The following is a 17,021-nucleotide window of genomic DNA, read 5'->3' on the forward strand; positions in this document are numbered from 1 at the left end:
GAAAAAGACTGACTGATGTATTTTTCATTACGGAGCCTCCTTGTGGTTTAGGCAACCGTAATATACTATTACGGACAAGTTGGCTCCACTTTTTTCACCCCTTCAAAAGTTTGTTAGGACAGGTGTGAGTGTTTGTGTTAAATTTATTTCCGATTTTTTGAAATTAAAAATTTTTATCGCTATTTTCTTCTTTTTCGTTCGACTATTTCTGTCAGTTTGAAGTTTTAATTCCGCTTTAATCCGGTTTTATGCCGAAACAACCATCAAAGTACAGAATCGTTCCAGGTTGAACCCTAGATTTCGCAATCCGATTTTCACTTTCGCTCTCGCCATTCCTATCGTTCGCAGGATCAAATTTCCCGCTCGCTGTGATTGTATGCCAAAGATATGTTCTATCCGTGAACGCACTTTTGACCTCGTGCGATTACCTCGTTTTTCCCATTCGGTTAAAGCCTTATTCCGATAGCCCTTGCGTTGCAAATGCGCACGATACCCTTGTTTTTTGAGGTTCTCCTCTTTCTCCTGCGAGCGATAAGCACTATCCGCATAGACATCTTTACTGGTATTATTTTCATCCAAAATCGCCTCAAAAACATTGCTGTCGTGTACCGAAGCGTCTGTTACTTCATAATCACGCACAAACTTGTGCTTGACATCCACCTGAATATGATTTTTATAGCCGTAAAAATTCTTGCCGTTTTTCTTTACCCAGCGGGCATCAGTGTCTTTTTGCCGCTTTTTTGCATCTGACCAATTCTCAACTGGCGGCTCATCCTTTTTTATTGCCTCGTTTTCCTTCCTACTGTTGCGCTGCTTCGGCACGGAAACGATTGACGCATCGACAATTTGACCTTGTTTTGCCATAAAACCGTTCTTCCGCCAATAGCCGTCAAACCAGTCAAACATCTCTCGCACCAGTCCGGCATTGCCCATCTGCTCGCGAAAAAGCCAAATCGTTTTTGCGTCCGGAACTCTATCTCCAAGCGAAAGCCCAAGAAAACGCATAAAACTCAAACGGTCGCGAATCAAGTATTCAGTGCTGTCATCGCTGAGGTTGTAAATGGACTGAAGGACCAAAATTTTCATCATCAAAACGACATCAAATGGCGGACGCCCACCAACATTACCGTTTCGTTTTTTTCGAATGACCTCCAGCTTGGAGCGAAACTCTTCCCACGGGACATATTTGTTGAATTTTTCTAACGGATCACCGTTTTTGCTCAACTCATCCATCCGAAACTCGACATCAAATAGTCCGTTTTGCATATTGCCTCCAAAATTTATTTTACTTTGGAGATAATATAGCACAAAATTCGTAAAAATCGAATTAAATATTTTATTATCAATAAGTTCCATTTAATTTTTATGCAGTTTTACCAAAATAGGTTTTTAGAGATACCCTATACGATATTGAATGACTTATGTATCAAAACGATATTGGGTTTGGCTTCCTGCACCAAATATTCAATAAAGTTTCAATACAGGAAGCTCCGGTATATACTTCTGTACCAGCGTTCCGTCAAAACCATTGAGTTCGATCAATTCCTTATAAAACCATGCACTATTTTTAGGAGTTCTCTTAAATGTTTTAAAATCAACATGAACAAGACCGAATCGCGGAACAAATGAACTCCATTCATAGTTATCCATTGTTGTCCAGTGAAGATATCCGCGAACATCGACGCCTTTTTTTATAGCATCAGATATTGCGGCAAGATCTGATGCAAGTTTCAGTATTCTCCAGCGATCATCATCGCAGCAAATTCCATTTTCAGTAATATAGACAGGTTTATCCTTCAGTCGTTGCAATCCATTCAGAAGACCTTCCGGAAAAACCTCTTCCAGATAAAAATCTTTATCAATCATTTTCTGGTGAGTTGCAGTATACCACACACTCGCAGAACTCTTTTTACGAGCGGAGATGATATTACGGTTATAATAATTGACAGCCCAGTAATCAAGAGAATCTCTTAGTTCCGGAACATATTCTCCTTCTGTATAAGGAAGAACTATTTCTCCTGTGCGAATTGCATGGAAGAAAAATTCGTTCGTTTTCCAGTCGTCAAGCTCTGCAAAAATGCAGTCAAATTTGTCAAACGGATTTTCCGGCTGACTGCATCTCAGCGCATGAGCGGAACTTACAGGTTTATTACAAAAGCTTTTTATTATATGATACCCTTTAGCATGTGCAATAAGATTGTTCGCGCGTATCAAAGCATATTCGTTATTTGCATCGCTTCCGGCAATATTGAATTCATTAATGACCATCCAGGAATCAACATACGGATGAAGAACTTTTACAACATATTCGACATATCGTTCAAAATAGCGAATATTTTCTCGTTTCAGAAAACCGCCTTTCAGTGCCAACCACTGCGGCATGCTGCCATGAAGCAATGTCACAAACGATTTGATTCCGGCTTCTTTCAGACAGCAAAGCAGATCCTGGTAATGATCAAGAGCCTGTTTGCAAAATTTTCCTTCCGCCGGCTCAATCCGGCTCCATGGAATGGAAAAACGATAAGCCCTGTGACCAATCTCTTTAAGGAGTTCGATATCTTCTTTATAAAGACAGTAACTGTTGCATGCCTTGCCGGATTTTTCTTTGTATTGTTCCTCTGCATACCAGTTTTCAGAATTAATATCATCGCCTTCGATCTGATGGGCGGCCGTTGCCGAGCCCCATACAAAGCCTTCAGGAAACTTGATTTCGGGAAAAGAAAGTGTGTTCAACATTTTTATATCCAATCAGCGGATTTCTTCATTAAATATTACTTCATAAGGATTGGGCTGAAGACATCTTCCGTGTCCCATATTCTGCCGAATTTTCAAGGTCTTTTTGCCGCCGAGATTGCGGAACAGTATCATCTGTCCGGAAGGCGGACAGATATAGTCGCCGAGTCCGATCGTGATTTCCGCCGGACATTTTACACGGGATGCCAGATTTGCCGTATCAAAATAACGGAGTGTTTCCGTATATTCCGGAGCCCACCCGCCCAAGCGTTTGAACTTGGCTTTCCCGGCAAGATCCGCGACCCACGGAATGAATGCCGTACACCGTGTAACTTTCGGGTTCAGTGCCGCAGCCGCGATTGACTGAGCCGCCCCCATTGATCCGCCGCTTGTTGTAATATCTTTTCCGTTCCAGAGATCAAGAGATTCCGCATACTGCATAGCGCGTTGTCCGCGCATGTACATGCCGTAGAAATCATTTTTATGTTTGTCGTTATTGTTGCGGAAACAATAGCCTTTCATTTCAACTGTTTGAAGGTTCTTGTAATATTCCGGTTCGCGATCCGGCTCTTCGCCTTGACGGGTCACTTCAACGACAAGCTGTTTTTTGCTTGCAGAATACGGGATATTGGTTTTATGGAATCCGTATCCAGTGAAATTGACGAGCATCGGAAGAGATTTTTTTGCAGCATCCACAGGATAGAGAATATATCCGGTCGCCGGACGGTCGCCGGGGAATGTGGAAAGTTCAAATTTCAATACTTTCACTGCGGGGTCCCGGGATGCAATTTCCGTGATCTTTTTTGTGTATGGAGTTGAGTGCAATTTTTGGATTTCGGCATCCCAGAATGTCTTGAAATCATCGGGCAGCGAATCTGCCTGGAGCTTATTGACCTCTGCTCCTGCACCTCCGGTGAAATTTTCATAAATTCCCTTCCGCGGATTTCCGTTTTCATCAAGAATATTTACCTTGATCCATACGAATCCCGGTTTTTCGCTTTTGGTTGTAATGATGAGCGGCTGATCGGAAACTGCGTTTCCTTTTTCCGTTCTTCCGTCATCGCCCAATCGTGTCCATGTGATTCTGTGACCCTTTGCTATTTCATTTTCGGCATCTTTATCCCGGAGAGCTATAGTAAAAACCATAGGCTCTCCGACTTGATAGAGTACCGGATTCTTATCGGTTTTTCCATCGAAATAGAGCGATTCCGCAAAGAGCGGGAGAATGGATGCACAGAATGCGGCAAATATTATTTTTTTCATTCCATATTCCTCTTCTGATGAGTTATTTTGTTGAGCTGATTTCAAAAAGATTTGCGCAATTGGCTTTTAGCTATTAATATGTTGTAACATCACTATTAAGACATTTATTCATTATTTTTACATATGGGAACTCCAGCTTACGGTTTGTCGGATTCGGTACCCCGCGCAGGTTTGCTACATGAAAATCAGCATAAAGAATATTAGTTGATAGAGTATGGGCATCGAAAACGGAGTCTGAAATGGCATTTGAGGCATATACAATCTTCTTTACAAGCATTTCATGCAGATAAAACCGTAGAGAGGGCTGTGTGACTTGTCTCTGCTTGATACGTCTTGCAGCACCATATGCACCGAAATACAGAGAGGTCTGAGTATCCGGCGCAGCTGAATAATGACCCATAATGCAGTATGATACATAAGGTGCAAATGCATTGTTCTCAATATCTGTTATTGTCGGACATTCAAAGATTTTCACACTGCTATGATTCGTTGTCTTATCCTTGCAATATAGATTAAAGAGCCAATTTCAAAAGTATTGGCTCATCCTTGTTGATGACTCGTTTTTTCGTGCGTCAAAACCGTTTTGGCGCACCAACTCCGACTTTTTCACAAAAAGCCACGAAAAATCAAATTTTGGGCCGTTTCCCTCCTCTCCTGTCAACGCGGGATGTTCTCGATATTCAGTTGTTTATATCCGCTTAATCCGTTCTATTCAAGCATGTTGAATAGTTGTTTCACCGTGATGGCGATCACCCCGAACATCAAGTGGCAAAGAACTTTCCAATGTCCTTTGACTCTGACATGACGTGCGCCGTAGTTGTCTTTCAAATCCGAGTTGCCGCGTTCAACCGTTGAACGTTCCCGATAACGAATCTTTCGTGCCGGGGCAAGTTCGATCTTATTTCCCCGGCGCGGATTGGGGTCAATCACCGGAACATGACCGAGCTGTTTCGAAAACGCTTTGATTTCCTCCGCGTCATAAGCAGAATCCGCCAAGTCATACAGAATGGTTGTACGCTCAGAAGCCATTTGCATCAAAGGAATTGCGGCTTGACTGTCATGCATGGATGCCGAACTCAAAATCGCCGCCAACGGAATTCCTCCATCCCCAATGGACAGATGCAACTTGTATCCGCACCAGAATGAAGTTTTCCCTTTGCTGTCCCGTTTGCCGCCCCAATCGCAGCCTTGCGTCAGATCGCTGATATTTTCCGCAAGCTTCCGGTTCGGCTGAAGTTCAATCCGCCGGGTTTTGATTTCGGAGAGTTCCCGTCTCGCCAACTCCGCTTTTTCCGCCTTGCTTTTCCGGCCCCGTTTCTTTTTGAGCTTGATTTTTGGCGTATTCTTACGGCAGGCCCTTTCCCTTCCGATGATTGCCGTGGAATCGATGCTTGCGTGTCCGACCAGTTTTTCTGTGTAATTCTCCTTCACGATCGTCGCGTGAATGGCATCTGGAACTCTTTCCTCGGCAAACACTTTGAACGCTCGGGAAAACGTTGCCTCGGACAGAACCTCGCCGCGATATTCCCATCCGCAGATTCTTCGCAAACTCGGATTCGTATTCAGATTTTCAATCAGCACCTTCGTTGTCGGAAGGTCGTATACCGCTTTCAGGAAAAATGCCAGAAGCATTTTCTCGCGGTCTTTCATCGGTCTGCCCAATCCACACCAACGCAACGCACTGGTGATGAACCGGGACGGGCGAACAACTTCGACAATCCGCAAAAACTCCCTCATCTTCGCGGTTAATTCGCCCAATTCTTCTTCCAGCATTGGGAAAAGATAGGTTTCCATGGTAAAGTAAAGCTTCGGCAGATTGTTCATTTTTCTTCCAAGTTTGATAGCCCCAGAGTTAAGATGAGCCCTCTGCCTCTTTTTTCCATCCCGCCGAATTAAAAACTTTTGAAATTACCTCTGACATATTCGAATCCGGCGCAGTCTCTCCTACCAGCGCATATATGCGTAGGGATCATCCCGGGGTTGCCGTTTATCCATATAAAGCGGAAATTCCGGAAGGGGCTTCCCCGCCGGGCCGAGGCAGGATGACCAGAGCGGCATGGAGGCCGTGTCTACGCCAAGATTGGCAAGGATGATCTTTTCCAGACGAGCCGTTTTGACCTTGGTGAAAATCAGATCCGGCCGTTGCTCAGTGTCGAAATCATCGGCTGTCGCGGCAACCCACACCACCTGGCCGGTGGAGGATTTTGCCACCGCCAGGGCGCCCGTCTCGGAACGCCAGCTTCCCGGCAGCACCGCGTACACGCGGACCGCCTCCAGCCGTTTGCGCCAACTGGTATCCGCCGAAGACAAGCCGGCGAAAGCCTCGGGCATGCGTCTCGGATCCAGCGGATTTTTCCAGAGGGTGACACGATCGACGCCGAAGGTATCGCCGGCGGCGGCGGCCAGGGCTTCGCCGTCATCCATGTTCAACCCGAATGCGGTGACGACACCGCCTTCTTTCAGATGATCACTGACAATTTCTGCGCCGCCGGCGGCAAGCCATTGCGCGGAACCGCGCCTCAGGATGAGGACTTTGCCGGCCATACTTGCAATCACAGCTTTCTCCGTGCTGAAAAGTTCTTTCGGTTGCAGCCGCACCATTGATTCGGCCGGAGGCGTCGAAAGCGACTTGACCAGATTGCGCATTAAGAGATCAACGGCGGGTTCCTTTCCCAGGCGGTCATCCAGATCGAGCTGGCAGAAGATCATCCGGCCTCTTCCTTCACGCGCTTCCCACAACGCGGTATAGCGCAGATCGAAACCGGCATCGATCAACGGACGGAATGCGGTGGAGTGGGGTTTCTCCGCCAGCGTGGAAGCGACTACGCCTTCCCGGGAGCAGCGCCAGACTAACTTGTACCGTTGATCTTCAACAAGGGTTCGGGCCTGTTCCGCCAACGGCCCCAGTGAGGTCGCGCCGCGCCAATCAGCGAAATCGGAATCTTCAAGACCGGCAAACACCGGGTTGAAATGATCCCTGATCCACACCTGCCGGGAGCCGGGGGTAAAAGCGCGCATCCCGAATACCCTTTTCAGCGTCTCCTCGTCCTGCGGCATGACTAAAACCTGCAACCCGTCGGCGATTCGGTCGGAAAGATCCGCAAAGAGCTTTGCCCCGGAATGTTTTTTTAATGCCAGCGAACCGATCACCAGAACGCGCAGAGATTTCGGGAGGGAATCCTCCGGACGGAGCATCCCGAGTCCGGGACGGATTTCCGCCCGGGCAAATGCGGCGGCGGTTGTTCCTTCCGGGTCAAACAGAGCCCAATTCTCCAACCGCTGCCGCTCGTTTTTTTGCGGCCAGAACTGCAGCTCAAACGGAGCGACCTTTAACGCGCCAAATTCACCGCGCACATCGGCTTCGATCCGGGCGGCGGTTTTTCCTGTTACCTGCGGAACCGTGAAGGTGAATTCCTGTTTCGCGTTTTCCGCCGGGGAAATTTTGCAAACGGATTCGCCGGAAGCCACGCTGACCGTTCCCATCATGACGCGCCAGTTGATTTTGAAGGTTTCCGTTTTACGGCTGTCATTGATGATGATAACGCTTTTGGTCAACTGCTCTCCTGAGTAGAAAGCGTGATCCTGCGTATACCAGGTCGCGGCTGGGCCGCCGATATAAGCGTACCGGGGCGCCAGCAACCGGGGAAACGCTTCGGCCCGGAGCGTCGGTTCAAAATACTCTTTTTCTTCCGGCCGACCGAGATCGAAAAGCGTGCTGAGTTCACCGCCGGCACACGAACTGTAGTTCCAGGTATCGGCGGAACGGCCGGGACGCTGAAGATTATTCCAGTCGGTGGGAAGCGCCACCGGGGGCGGAATGACGCAGAACGGGCTGCTGGGAGCGCGTTTTTTTACACTTCGCCAACAGTTTTCCCACGCATTCATACCGCCGGAGAGTCCCCAGGTTCGCCATGCCGGCAGCAGCGACTCGTAATACATTGTGATGCATTTATCCACAATGGGTGGAATATGATAACAGATATAACCGGGCGAAGCATGCCATTTAAAGCCGACTCCCCGGTTCATGCTGTTGGCTCGGCGGCGGTTGTTCCACGCGAGCTCAAGATAATCAACGTAATCGTTTTCTTCCATCAGAAAACTTTTTTCACCCAGAATAATCGCGCCGTATTCCGAAACCAGCGGTTCGTTCCGGAACCAGTATTTCGGATCCCGCATCTGAAAATCACCGGGATACGGGGTGGCTTGTTCCACCATAAAAAGCGGCTTGCTTTCCTTTGAGGCGGCCCAATACTTGAGCCATTCGCGCAAATCCTGGATTTCCGGCCATCCCAGATAGTTGTTGAGCGTGTAGACATCACCGGTCTTACCGCAGGCGTGGTTGTAAACGGGACGAGTCGGATCAAGCGAACGGATGAAGTCGTTGGTTTTTTTCATCGCATTCGCTTTTTTGATGAACCCGGAGCCGGGTTCAAAATCCTTCACGCCGTCGAGGAACAGCGGATTCTGATCCTGATTGTAGATATTCATGTTCATATTCATGCGCCACATGACAATAGACGGGTGATTGATGTTGTTCATTACGGTATTTTCCGTGATTTTTGTCCACTCGTTCCAGCATTCGGGAGCCTCGATCGGATGATTCTTGAACGCGCTTTCTGCCACCGCATTGCGGGTATTGATTGAGCTGAGGGCTGCCAGCATACCCATTTCGTCGCAAACCTTCGCGAATGGTATCGGGAAATTGCCGGGAGATTCGCTTGACTCATCGATGTATACAAAATTGTATCCGGCTGCGCGAACCTGTTTCATCCAGTGGCGGACGGCGGCCTCCGTATCGCGATTATTGTTGGCCGCATAAGCACAGGGGGTCAGATGGAGTTTGATCCCGTTCAAATAAAAATCCCGCCCCCGAATCTCAAACTGGCGAAATCCGAAGGTCTCCGGATGGATTTCATCGACGACGGTTCCTTCTTCTTCCAATTTCAGGGTCATCTCATAGAGGCTGGGGCGCCAAATATCCCATAATTCCGCATCCGGGCAATCCGCGGCGATTTTCAGTTCCGATGCGCCGGCCGGGAGCGTGCCGGTGAAATCATAGCTTTTACGGTCGGGCGAACCGATCTTTGCCGGGCGGATCGCGCAGTGCCAGGTCATATCCTTTTTCGGCGCTTTGTTCAGCGGGATGGAGATGTTGACGTTACAGCCCGGCGTCTCCGTACGGATGACCGGCTTCCCGAATTGAATGTTCCGGGGACGGGCCCCTAAAAAAACATCTCCCGAAATTCCGGCGGAGTTCATCAGCTGTGCGGACCAGCCGTCCTGTTCCTGAAGCAAATGGGGAAGCACCTCCCACGGCTTCATCGCTTCGACCAGGACGGCAAGCTCCACGTTCCTGTCCGGTTTCACATGATCGGTGATATCAATTTCTCCGCCCTGAAAGCCCAGCGTTCCAACCTCCCTGCCGTCGCAGTAAACCCGGGCTTGCGTCGAAATGCGTTTAAAAGCAAGATAAATATTTTTACCGTCCCAATCGCGGGGAATCCGGATCTCCCGTTTGAACCATCCGAACCGGATTTCTCCGAGATTGTCGATTCCCGGATCATCCTTTGCCCAGTAAACCGTATCATGAGAAAAATCAATGGTTCTCGAGGGGGGAGCCGGCGGATTGCCGGAGGGCCCCTGCGGCTCATTCGCCCAGTAGTTCCTGTCGAACCACGAACCCGGGACTTTAATATATCCCCAGTTTTTTTCGACGGGCGGAGCCACCCCCAACGCCGGTTTCACCGTGGTTTTAACGACCTGGATATTGTCAAGCCAGACGCTTCCTTTGATTCCCGTTTCCGAACCGCCGTTGCGCAGGGCGAGCACCTTCAGCGTTTTCACGTTGCCCGGCAGCCGGAGATTGCATTTGACGGTTTGCCATCCGTTTCCAGCGGGGAAAGCGGGAAGCCGCATATTGTAATTATTCATGTTTTGGGCGTCCTGTACTTCGAGATACAGGGAACCCGATTCCAATTTCTGCAGAATATCCATCTGAAAGGTCACATTTCTCTCTGTCGGCAGATCGGGGATCATAAGAGAAAGCTGATAGAAATTCGTATTCGGTTCGATTGCGAGATCGAAACGGTAAGAGGCTTGCGCGGAGCGTTTGCACCGGGGATCAAGGGCTATGTTGAGAGTGTTGCCGGCTGGAAGTTTCCCGATTTTCCAAATTTGACCGGACGTTTTTCCAACAGTAGCGTCAAATAAAACTTCGCTGTGTTCGAGCCGCGTCGGGCGGCTGTCCGTGCGGAATTGCCACAAGCCGTTGATGCATATCTCTTCGCGTGCCGATGTTTGACGGCTCCACGCCTTTGATAAATCCCATTGGGCGTAAGCTCCCGGCGGCAGAGCCGGTTCGGTTCCGCGTGATGCGCATGCAGCGGCAAAGAGCGACACGGACAGCAAAAATAATTTCATGGCAAATCTTTCCTTGTTCATGAGCCAATGGTTCTTATATCTTAAGGGTTCGTCGTGCTGCGCGCGGCGCCGTCACGTGTCCACGGATTGTTATCATACTGGCGGCCTTTCAATGGACCTTCTTCGGAATATACGAAAGAGCAAAAATCCCACCAATTCGGTTTCCCGACGATAGTATATGTTTTCACATGGCCGTCTCCATGTATGACATTCAGCTGCTGGCCGTTGGCATGATGCGGGAAGACCATCGTCCTGCCTGGCTCGAACGTATTGTGAACACGGGCGACCGGTCCGGATGTTTCTGCTGCAACGATAAAAAAACTTGGTTGCTTGATATTACCGGCTTTCAGGTACGGACTGTCGTCGGTGTCCTCATAACCGCCCATTTCCCCCGCATTCAATCCCGGAGAAACGCACATCCAGCGCCAGCCGGATACTGTGCCTGCGCGAAGCCTTTTGGCGGTATCCAGCCCAAATTCGTTAACTCCGAGACCCACGCCCAGGATGGATGGGCAAGCAAATACCGACTGAGGCAGATAACCGCAATCAAAGACAGTCTGGCTCCAAAAAATGCCTCCGCTGTAACCCTTGGGGAAAAAACCATCAAAATCGTTGTTATACATGCCAAGTGCAAGACCAATCTGTTTCTGATTGGAAACACAGCTGATCGTCCGGCTTTTATCGCGGGCCTTATTCAAAGCCGGCAGCAGCATGGCGGCAAGAATTACAATGATTGCGATAACCACAAGAAGTTCTATCAGTGTGAATTTTTTCATTTTGTTCTTTCTTTTGTTAAGGCTGGTGTTCCCTGTATTACCAGGGCGATTCTTTGATACTCCGAAGAATAAATCATAATTCTTCTTCTGTTTCGGAAACCGCGGAACAGATCATTTTTCCAGTATGAATTTTGTTTTTCCCTCCCAATAATTTCCTGTATGACCGACATTCTGAACCGCCGTCAGTTTTGTCGGCGCACGCAGTGCCATCCACAGCAGCCAGCGCCCGGCAACCGGACAAACGGGATCGCCCAACGTAATCTGAAGTTCCACGGGACATTTGATCATTTTACCAAAATGAATGATGTCATAACAGGCCAATCCCGGAGAAGATTCCGGCCGCCATCCGATTTTTTTCCGTCCCAGCTTTTCTCCGCCGATATCTCCCATCCAGGGAACAATCGCACGGCATCCGGTAACCTCCGGATCCAGCGCCGCCATCGCCAGCGCCTGAAAACCGCCCTGACTGCCGCCTTCGACCAGAAGCGACTTCCGATTCCATGCCGAGAGTGATTTTATAAACCGCAACGCCACCAAATCCCGAAATAGCATGCCGTAAAAATAGGATTTTTCCGCCGGATCGTTATCCTTGAATCCATATCGTTTGAGTTTGCCGGCTTCGAGCTTTTTGTAAAACACTTCCTCCTGTAAATTGTCGATCCCGTGAGCGGAAACTGCCGCGACGATCTCGCCGGGGGTGAAATCGTTTGCCGTTAAGCGCGCCGCGTAGGCGCCATATCCCTGAAAATGGACCCGTGCCGAAAGCGACTTCGGTTCCGCGCCAACGGGAATCAACATCGTTCCGGTTGTCACCATTCCGCCGGTCAGGGGGATGGTGAATTGGTAGGCTTCCGCCTGAACCGTGCCGGCGTCATAACGATCCAATTTTGCCTGTAGCTCGACTCTGCCGGCATCTTCGCTCAGCCGAGAGCAATTCTGTCGGAATCCGGCAGGTTCGGGCGGGGGACATAGTTGATCGCGTCCCACCAGAGCGCCGCCTTCAAAAGCGCGCGTGCCGGGAGCCTTCACCTCCAGCAGAACCGTGCCGGGAACGGCGGAGCTGGTTTTGATAACCAGCGGCTCGTTGCCGGAAACGGCCTGCCCTTCTTCAATGACTCCGTCGTCTCCAGTACGCTTCCAGCGGAGTTGATGGCCGAGCGAACAACCGCCGTCGTCATTCTGGAGTTTGACCGTAAAAACGATCTCCTCGCCACAGGAGTATTCCAACGGATTCTTGGCCGTATCCCCGACCAGGCGGTGTCCGGCGCAAAGAGTGCCGCCCGTCGCCAAAAAACAAAAGAATGTGAGCCATAAGCGGCGCATGCTTTTCCTCCCCAAATGAGTTTTATACATCATCTTCGTTGCCTTATCGTGGAAAAATCGGGTGGCGCGGCGGCTGGTTGAGCAGACGGCCGACGAAGGAATCCGCGTTGACCGGGCCGCCGGCGATGATGTCCGCTTCGGTCAGGCGCGACAGAAAAATCGCTTTTTCCTCCAGCCGGCTCCAGTCGTGAACGATGTAGATATTTCCGCTGGAATCCTCGGTCACATCCGGATAGGAAACGTGGTTGCGGTTGTCCAGCAGAATGGAGTGTGGCCAACTTTTGCCGTCGTCGAAGGACAGGAAGGCTTTGAGGTTGGTGCGCGTCGTTCCGCTGTCGTTGCTTACCCGCAGGATGTTGCCGGATTTCAACCGGGCGATGTAGAAGCGGCTGCCGGGGGCGACGATGGGACTATTGGAGCCGTTTGTCCAGCTTTTGCCGCCGTCGCGCGAGAAGCTTTCGCCGAGGAAGCCGGAATCCCCGGTCCGGGCGAAAAGATGGAGCGTGCCGTCGCGGTGTTCGAGGATCATCGACTCGTCGAAGTCGGTCGGAACTTTCTGCCCGCCCTGGCGCCGGGTCCAGGTTGTTCCCTTGTCGGAGGATTCGGAATAATTGTAGGTGGTCGAATCACGGTCGTAAGAACACAGCAGATAACGCCCGTCGCGGAGAACCGTCGGTTTGCAGCGGAGGAAGCCTTTCGCCACATAGAACGGTTCCGACCAAGGGATTTCATCCGCGTCGGGCGCGATGGTGGTCATCGCCCAGGTTTCATGGCATAAATTTGAGGGGTCACCCCAGCCGGTCACCTGGGTCCAGAACAGCCAGAGCTTTTTGTCGGGATCCATCCACAATTGGATATCGATGCAGCGGAGTCCCGGAAAGAACAAACTTTCGATGACGAGGATCGGTTCCGTCCAGGTGAGGCCGTTGTCGTCGCTTTTGACCAGCAGATTATAATTGGCCATATCGGGTTCCCGCATGCCGCCGGAGTACCAGCCGGCGAGCAACCGGCCGCCGGGGGTGCGCTCGATGGTCGGGCAGCCCTGCCACAGACGGTGCGGCGTCGTAAACTGCGGACCGGGGTGAAGGTGGATATTTCCCACGAGAGCGGGTTTCGTCAAAACTTCCTGAATCATGGAGAAACTCCTTTTATGATTTGCATTCTGATATAATTATACTATATTTTTGTGTAACGTCCAATAGAAAAAAAGATTGATCTATTTAAATTTTCGATACAATCATGGAAAGTCTTTACGGAAATGAATGGAAAGACAGGCTTGAAGATCGCCTGACGCCCGAACAGGCGGCGGCGCTGGCGGAAGTTCTGGCCGCGCCGGATCCGTTGGTGTTGAACATCTCCCAGTGGCATTGCACGACGGGGTGGCAGGTGCCGCCGCGGCGGATTGGCGACAGCCTGATCCTGATTGTGAAAAGCGGCAGGGTTCAAGTGAGGATTGAGGATGGGGAAGCGATCCTGGAGTCCGGCGGCTGCGCGTTGATTCCGGAGAATGCTTTGCACTGTTACGAATTGGCGCCGGGGTGCGAAGCTTGTACGAATTACGTGCTTCATTTGCTGCCGTTGCAGCTTCAGGCGGAGCATTTGTTTTCGGGATTCTCCTCATTGTTCCGCAAGCTGCGTCATCCCGAGGCGTTTTTCGAGCAGTTGGAGTTGGGGATTGCTTTGCGCAACAGTTCGCGGCAGCGTTCGGCGGCGTTTGTGGGTTCTTTGATCCGGATTCTGGAGCGCGAGGCGATTCTGGCGGGGGAGTTCCGGGGGCGGGGAGAAGGGGGAATCGATCCCCGGATCGGTCGGGCGCTTGAGTTTATTTACCGGAACCACACGGCGGCCTTGAGTGTGGCGGACATTGCGGCGACGGCGGGGCTGAAGGAGGTTCAGTTCCGGCGGGTGTTTTTGCGGGTGACGGGGATGACTCCGGCGGTGTACTTGCATCGGCAGCGGTTGCTGCATGCGGTTCGACTGCTGCTGCGCGGGTCGGCGGGGGTGCGTGAGATTGCGGAACAGTCGGGATTCCAGTCGGCAAGTTACTTTTGCAGCTCCTTCCGGAAGTTCTACCGGGTGTCGCCGGAGGAGTTCAGGAGAGCGCATTTGTAGGGAAAGAAGGCGGCGGCGATTACGGTGGAGGAGCCGTAAAAAAAGAAAAAATCCGCCGAAGGCGGCACAAAGCCCCACCATCGTGGGGTCGCGGTCCAGCGGCGAAACCGTCACAGCCGGCCTCATCCTCTCCTACCGGGATTCCTCCGGCAAGATAGCCACAAAATGGGGGCCGAGGGTCGTCATCGCGGGGAAAGCGCCGAAAACCTATCTCCTGCCGCTGGATTCCACCTTCAACCTCGGCGACGCCGAATATCACATCTGGCAGCTCAAGCTGACCCTGACCACCGCCAACGTCGCGGGGAAAAAGGTGGAGGTCGAATTCACCGATTTCCAGATCGACACCCTCGACAACCTGTCGGGCGGCGACGACAAGCCCGAGATCACCGTCCATCCGCCGCTTCACCATGCGGCAAAGGCGCCGGCCAATGCGATGAAAATCTATTTTCACTTCGACAACCAGGATTGCATGCCGACGACTGTCCGCGGCGTCACCGACCGGCTTCCCTATCCGGGATTCCGGGAAATCCTGCTGGAAACGGTGAAGGAGCAGGCGGTTCTTGCAGACTCCCCCGAAAGCGCCGACCTGATCGTCTACGCCGCCGCCCGCCCGGAACCGGAGATGGCGGCCCGGATTGCCGGTGCCGTCAAGGGCGGCACGCCGCTCTATGTCGGCGCGGTCACCGCCGACCCCGAAATCGACGCTTTGCTGCCGGTAAACAGCACGCCGGTTGAGAGCAAGGGGATTCCGGAACGGAAACAAGTGAAGCCGGAATCCGCCGCCGATCCCCTGTTTCGCGGACTCAACAATGCGAGCTTCGGCGTCTACCGGAACATCGTCTTGAAAGACGGCAAAGTCCGCCTTGCCTTCGCCGACGGCTCCCCGGCTGTCGTCGAAGGAATCGCGGGCAAAGGCCGGGTACTCTATTCCGCGCTCGGCATCGGCGTCGACCTGATTCCCGGCAAGGCCGCCTACGATCCCTTTCTGCTGCGGGCCGCGTCGGAGCTGACCGGCAAAGCGCTGCGCGAGGAGCCCCGCCCCCGCCCCGCCGTCAAAGACGGCTGGCAGATGGGTGCAAGCAAAGATAATTTCGGCCGTTTCGGCATCATTCTCGGCGACGGGCTGCTGACCGAAAGCATCAGCAACAGTCTCGCGGTCACCAACGGCATGGGGCAATATGAGTTCCGCGCCGAAAGCGCCCCCCGGATCCGGTTGACCGACTGGCAATTGAAACCGATATCCGGCACACCGGCGGAGAAGCCCGGCGAAATCACATGGGATCACCAATATGCCCAGGAATCAGCTTTTTCGTCTGCGGGTCGGAAGCATATCCCAACGGAGCCGGGCCGCCGCAATGCTTCCCTTTCTTTTTCGCGGCGGCGATCTTGTCGCGAATGCGCTCGGTGATGATTTCACGCTCGTATTGGGCGAAAGTCATCAGGATATTGAGCATCATCCGCCCCGAACTGGTCGAGGTGTTGATGTCCTGCGTCACCGAAACAAAACTGACCTGATGCTCGTCGAAAACCGTCTGCAACGAGGCGAAGTCCAGCAGCGAACGCGACAGCCGGTCGATTTTGTAAACGACCACCACGTCGATTTTGCCGGATTTGATGTCGGCAAGTAGCCGTTTCAACGCCGGACGTTCGGTATTGCCGCCGGAGAATCCGCCGTCCGAATAATCGGTTTCAAGACAACTCCAACCGCGATGTTTCTGACTGGCGATGAATGCCTCCGCTGCCTCGCGTTGCGCGTCGAGCGAATTGAAATCCATGTCCAGCCCCTCGTCGGTACTTTTGCGCGTGTAGATTGCGCAACGTTTCGAAGTGGTGATTTCAGCCACGTTTGACCTCCTTGGTGAACCCGAAGAAACGGTTGCCGTTCCAATTGGCTCCGGTGATGATTTTCGCCACGGCGGAGAGCGTCTTGAAAATCCGCCCGTCATATTCATAGCCGTTTTCGACCGCCGCAACGACATATTCCGCGCCATTCCAAACGCGCTTGATCTGCGTGCCGGGCCGCAATCCGGAATTGCGCCGGGAAATCTTCGTGTTGACCCGACCGATGCGCCGCATCGTTTCCTCGGCTACGCCGCCATACATCAGTTCCTGAATCCGGCAAGCCAACCGCCGGCGCATAAAAACCACGCCATACTCCGGCGGCTCGCGCTGAAATAAATCGCGCCATTTTGCCGTCAGCTCCGGCATTTCCAGCGTCTGCAATTCCATCAGCTGTCGCCGGACGTTTTCCCGTTTGAAGTTCTCTTTCATATCCATTTTCATTCCTTTCGTTGTGTGGTTATCGGGCCGCGGTCATATAGAAAGCTCTCCATTTTGAACATAGCAAGTCTATCATCCACAATTATTTCGCTATTGCCGCGACTCGCATCCCGG

At 51.7% G+C, this 17,021-nt stretch carries 13 protein-coding genes and 1 pseudogene; 3 read left to right on the forward strand and 11 right to left on the reverse strand.

What is annotated here, in order from left to right:
• Positions 1-246: 246 nt before the first annotated feature.
• From FYJ85_RS21100 to FYJ85_RS21125, 6 genes are all read right to left on the reverse strand, one after another.
• Positions 247-1,266 carry an IS5 family transposase gene (locus tag FYJ85_RS21100; protein WP_154420697.1) on the reverse strand — a complete coding sequence of 340 codons (1,020 nt, stop codon included), beginning with the start codon at positions 1,264-1,266 and terminating at the stop codon, positions 247-249.
• A 198-nt stretch (positions 1,267-1,464) separates the two neighbouring features.
• The gene (locus FYJ85_RS21105; protein WP_154420678.1) at positions 1,465-2,736 is read right to left on the reverse strand and encodes a glycoside hydrolase family 1 protein; all 1,272 of its coding nucleotides are present in this window, start codon (positions 2,734-2,736) and stop codon (positions 1,465-1,467) included.
• 12 nt (positions 2,737-2,748) lie between these two features.
• A complete protein-coding gene (locus FYJ85_RS21110) occupies positions 2,749-3,996 on the reverse strand; it encodes an acetylxylan esterase (RefSeq protein WP_154420679.1) in 1,248 nt (415 codons plus the stop codon).
• A gap of 73 nt (positions 3,997-4,069) precedes the next feature.
• Positions 4,070-4,471, reverse strand: a complete 402-nt coding sequence (locus FYJ85_RS21115; RefSeq protein WP_154420680.1) for a hypothetical protein — start codon at positions 4,469-4,471, stop codon at positions 4,070-4,072.
• A 233-nt stretch (positions 4,472-4,704) separates the two neighbouring features.
• Complete coding sequence (locus FYJ85_RS21120; protein ID WP_154420681.1) at positions 4,705-5,820, reverse strand: transposase; 1,116 nt, start codon at positions 5,818-5,820, stop codon at positions 4,705-4,707.
• A gap of 120 nt (positions 5,821-5,940) precedes the next feature.
• Positions 5,941-9,255 carry a glycoside hydrolase family 2 TIM barrel-domain containing protein gene (locus FYJ85_RS21125; protein WP_235903255.1) on the reverse strand — a complete coding sequence of 1,105 codons (3,315 nt, stop codon included), beginning with the start codon at positions 9,253-9,255 and terminating at the stop codon, positions 5,941-5,943.
• A gap of 36 nt (positions 9,256-9,291) precedes the next feature.
• Between FYJ85_RS21125 and FYJ85_RS24545 the strand changes: the two genes are divergently transcribed.
• Complete coding sequence (locus FYJ85_RS24545; protein WP_235903256.1) at positions 9,292-10,206, forward strand: hypothetical protein; 915 nt, start codon at positions 9,292-9,294, stop codon at positions 10,204-10,206.
• Positions 10,207-10,457: 251 nt separating this feature from the next.
• On the opposite strand, the gene FYJ85_RS21130 is transcribed toward FYJ85_RS24545, so the two are convergent.
• From FYJ85_RS21130 to FYJ85_RS21140, 3 genes are all read right to left on the reverse strand, one after another.
• A complete protein-coding gene (locus tag FYJ85_RS21130; RefSeq protein ID WP_154420683.1) occupies positions 10,458-11,192 on the reverse strand; it encodes a type II secretion system protein in 735 nt (244 codons plus the stop codon).
• Positions 11,193-11,303: 111 nt separating this feature from the next.
• A complete protein-coding gene (locus FYJ85_RS21135; protein ID WP_154420684.1) occupies positions 11,304-12,548 on the reverse strand; it encodes an acetylxylan esterase in 1,245 nt (414 codons plus the stop codon).
• A gap of 10 nt (positions 12,549-12,558) precedes the next feature.
• Positions 12,559-13,650, reverse strand: coding sequence for a sialidase family protein (locus FYJ85_RS21140; RefSeq protein WP_154420685.1), 1,092 nt, complete (start codon positions 13,648-13,650; stop codon positions 12,559-12,561).
• 104 nt (positions 13,651-13,754) lie between these two features.
• Between FYJ85_RS21140 and FYJ85_RS21145 the strand changes: the two genes are divergently transcribed.
• Both FYJ85_RS21145 and FYJ85_RS24510 read left to right on the forward strand, forming a co-directional pair.
• A complete protein-coding gene (locus tag FYJ85_RS21145) occupies positions 13,755-14,627 on the forward strand; it encodes an AraC family transcriptional regulator (RefSeq protein ID WP_154420686.1) in 873 nt (290 codons plus the stop codon).
• A gap of 82 nt (positions 14,628-14,709) precedes the next feature.
• Positions 14,710-16,035: a hypothetical protein gene (locus tag FYJ85_RS24510; protein WP_420856506.1), complete on the forward strand. Its 1,326-nt coding sequence runs from the start codon at positions 14,710-14,712 to the stop codon at positions 16,033-16,035.
• Here FYJ85_RS24510 and FYJ85_RS21150 read toward each other — a convergent pair.
• Positions 15,926-16,573, reverse strand: a pseudogene (locus FYJ85_RS21150) (recombinase family protein); the annotation flags it as partial. The gene FYJ85_RS24510 and the pseudogene FYJ85_RS21150 sit on opposite strands and share 110 nt — an antisense overlap.
• Positions 16,464-16,904, reverse strand: a complete 441-nt coding sequence (locus FYJ85_RS21155) for a DUF2924 domain-containing protein (RefSeq protein ID WP_206213374.1) — start codon at positions 16,902-16,904, stop codon at positions 16,464-16,466. The gene FYJ85_RS21155 and the pseudogene FYJ85_RS21150, both read right to left, overlap by 110 nt.
• Positions 16,905-17,021 lie beyond the last annotated feature (117 nt).

The sequence above is a fragment of the Victivallis lenta genome (assembly GCF_009695545.1).
Classification (GTDB): Bacteria; Verrucomicrobiota; Lentisphaeria; order Victivallales; family Victivallaceae; genus Victivallis; species Victivallis lenta.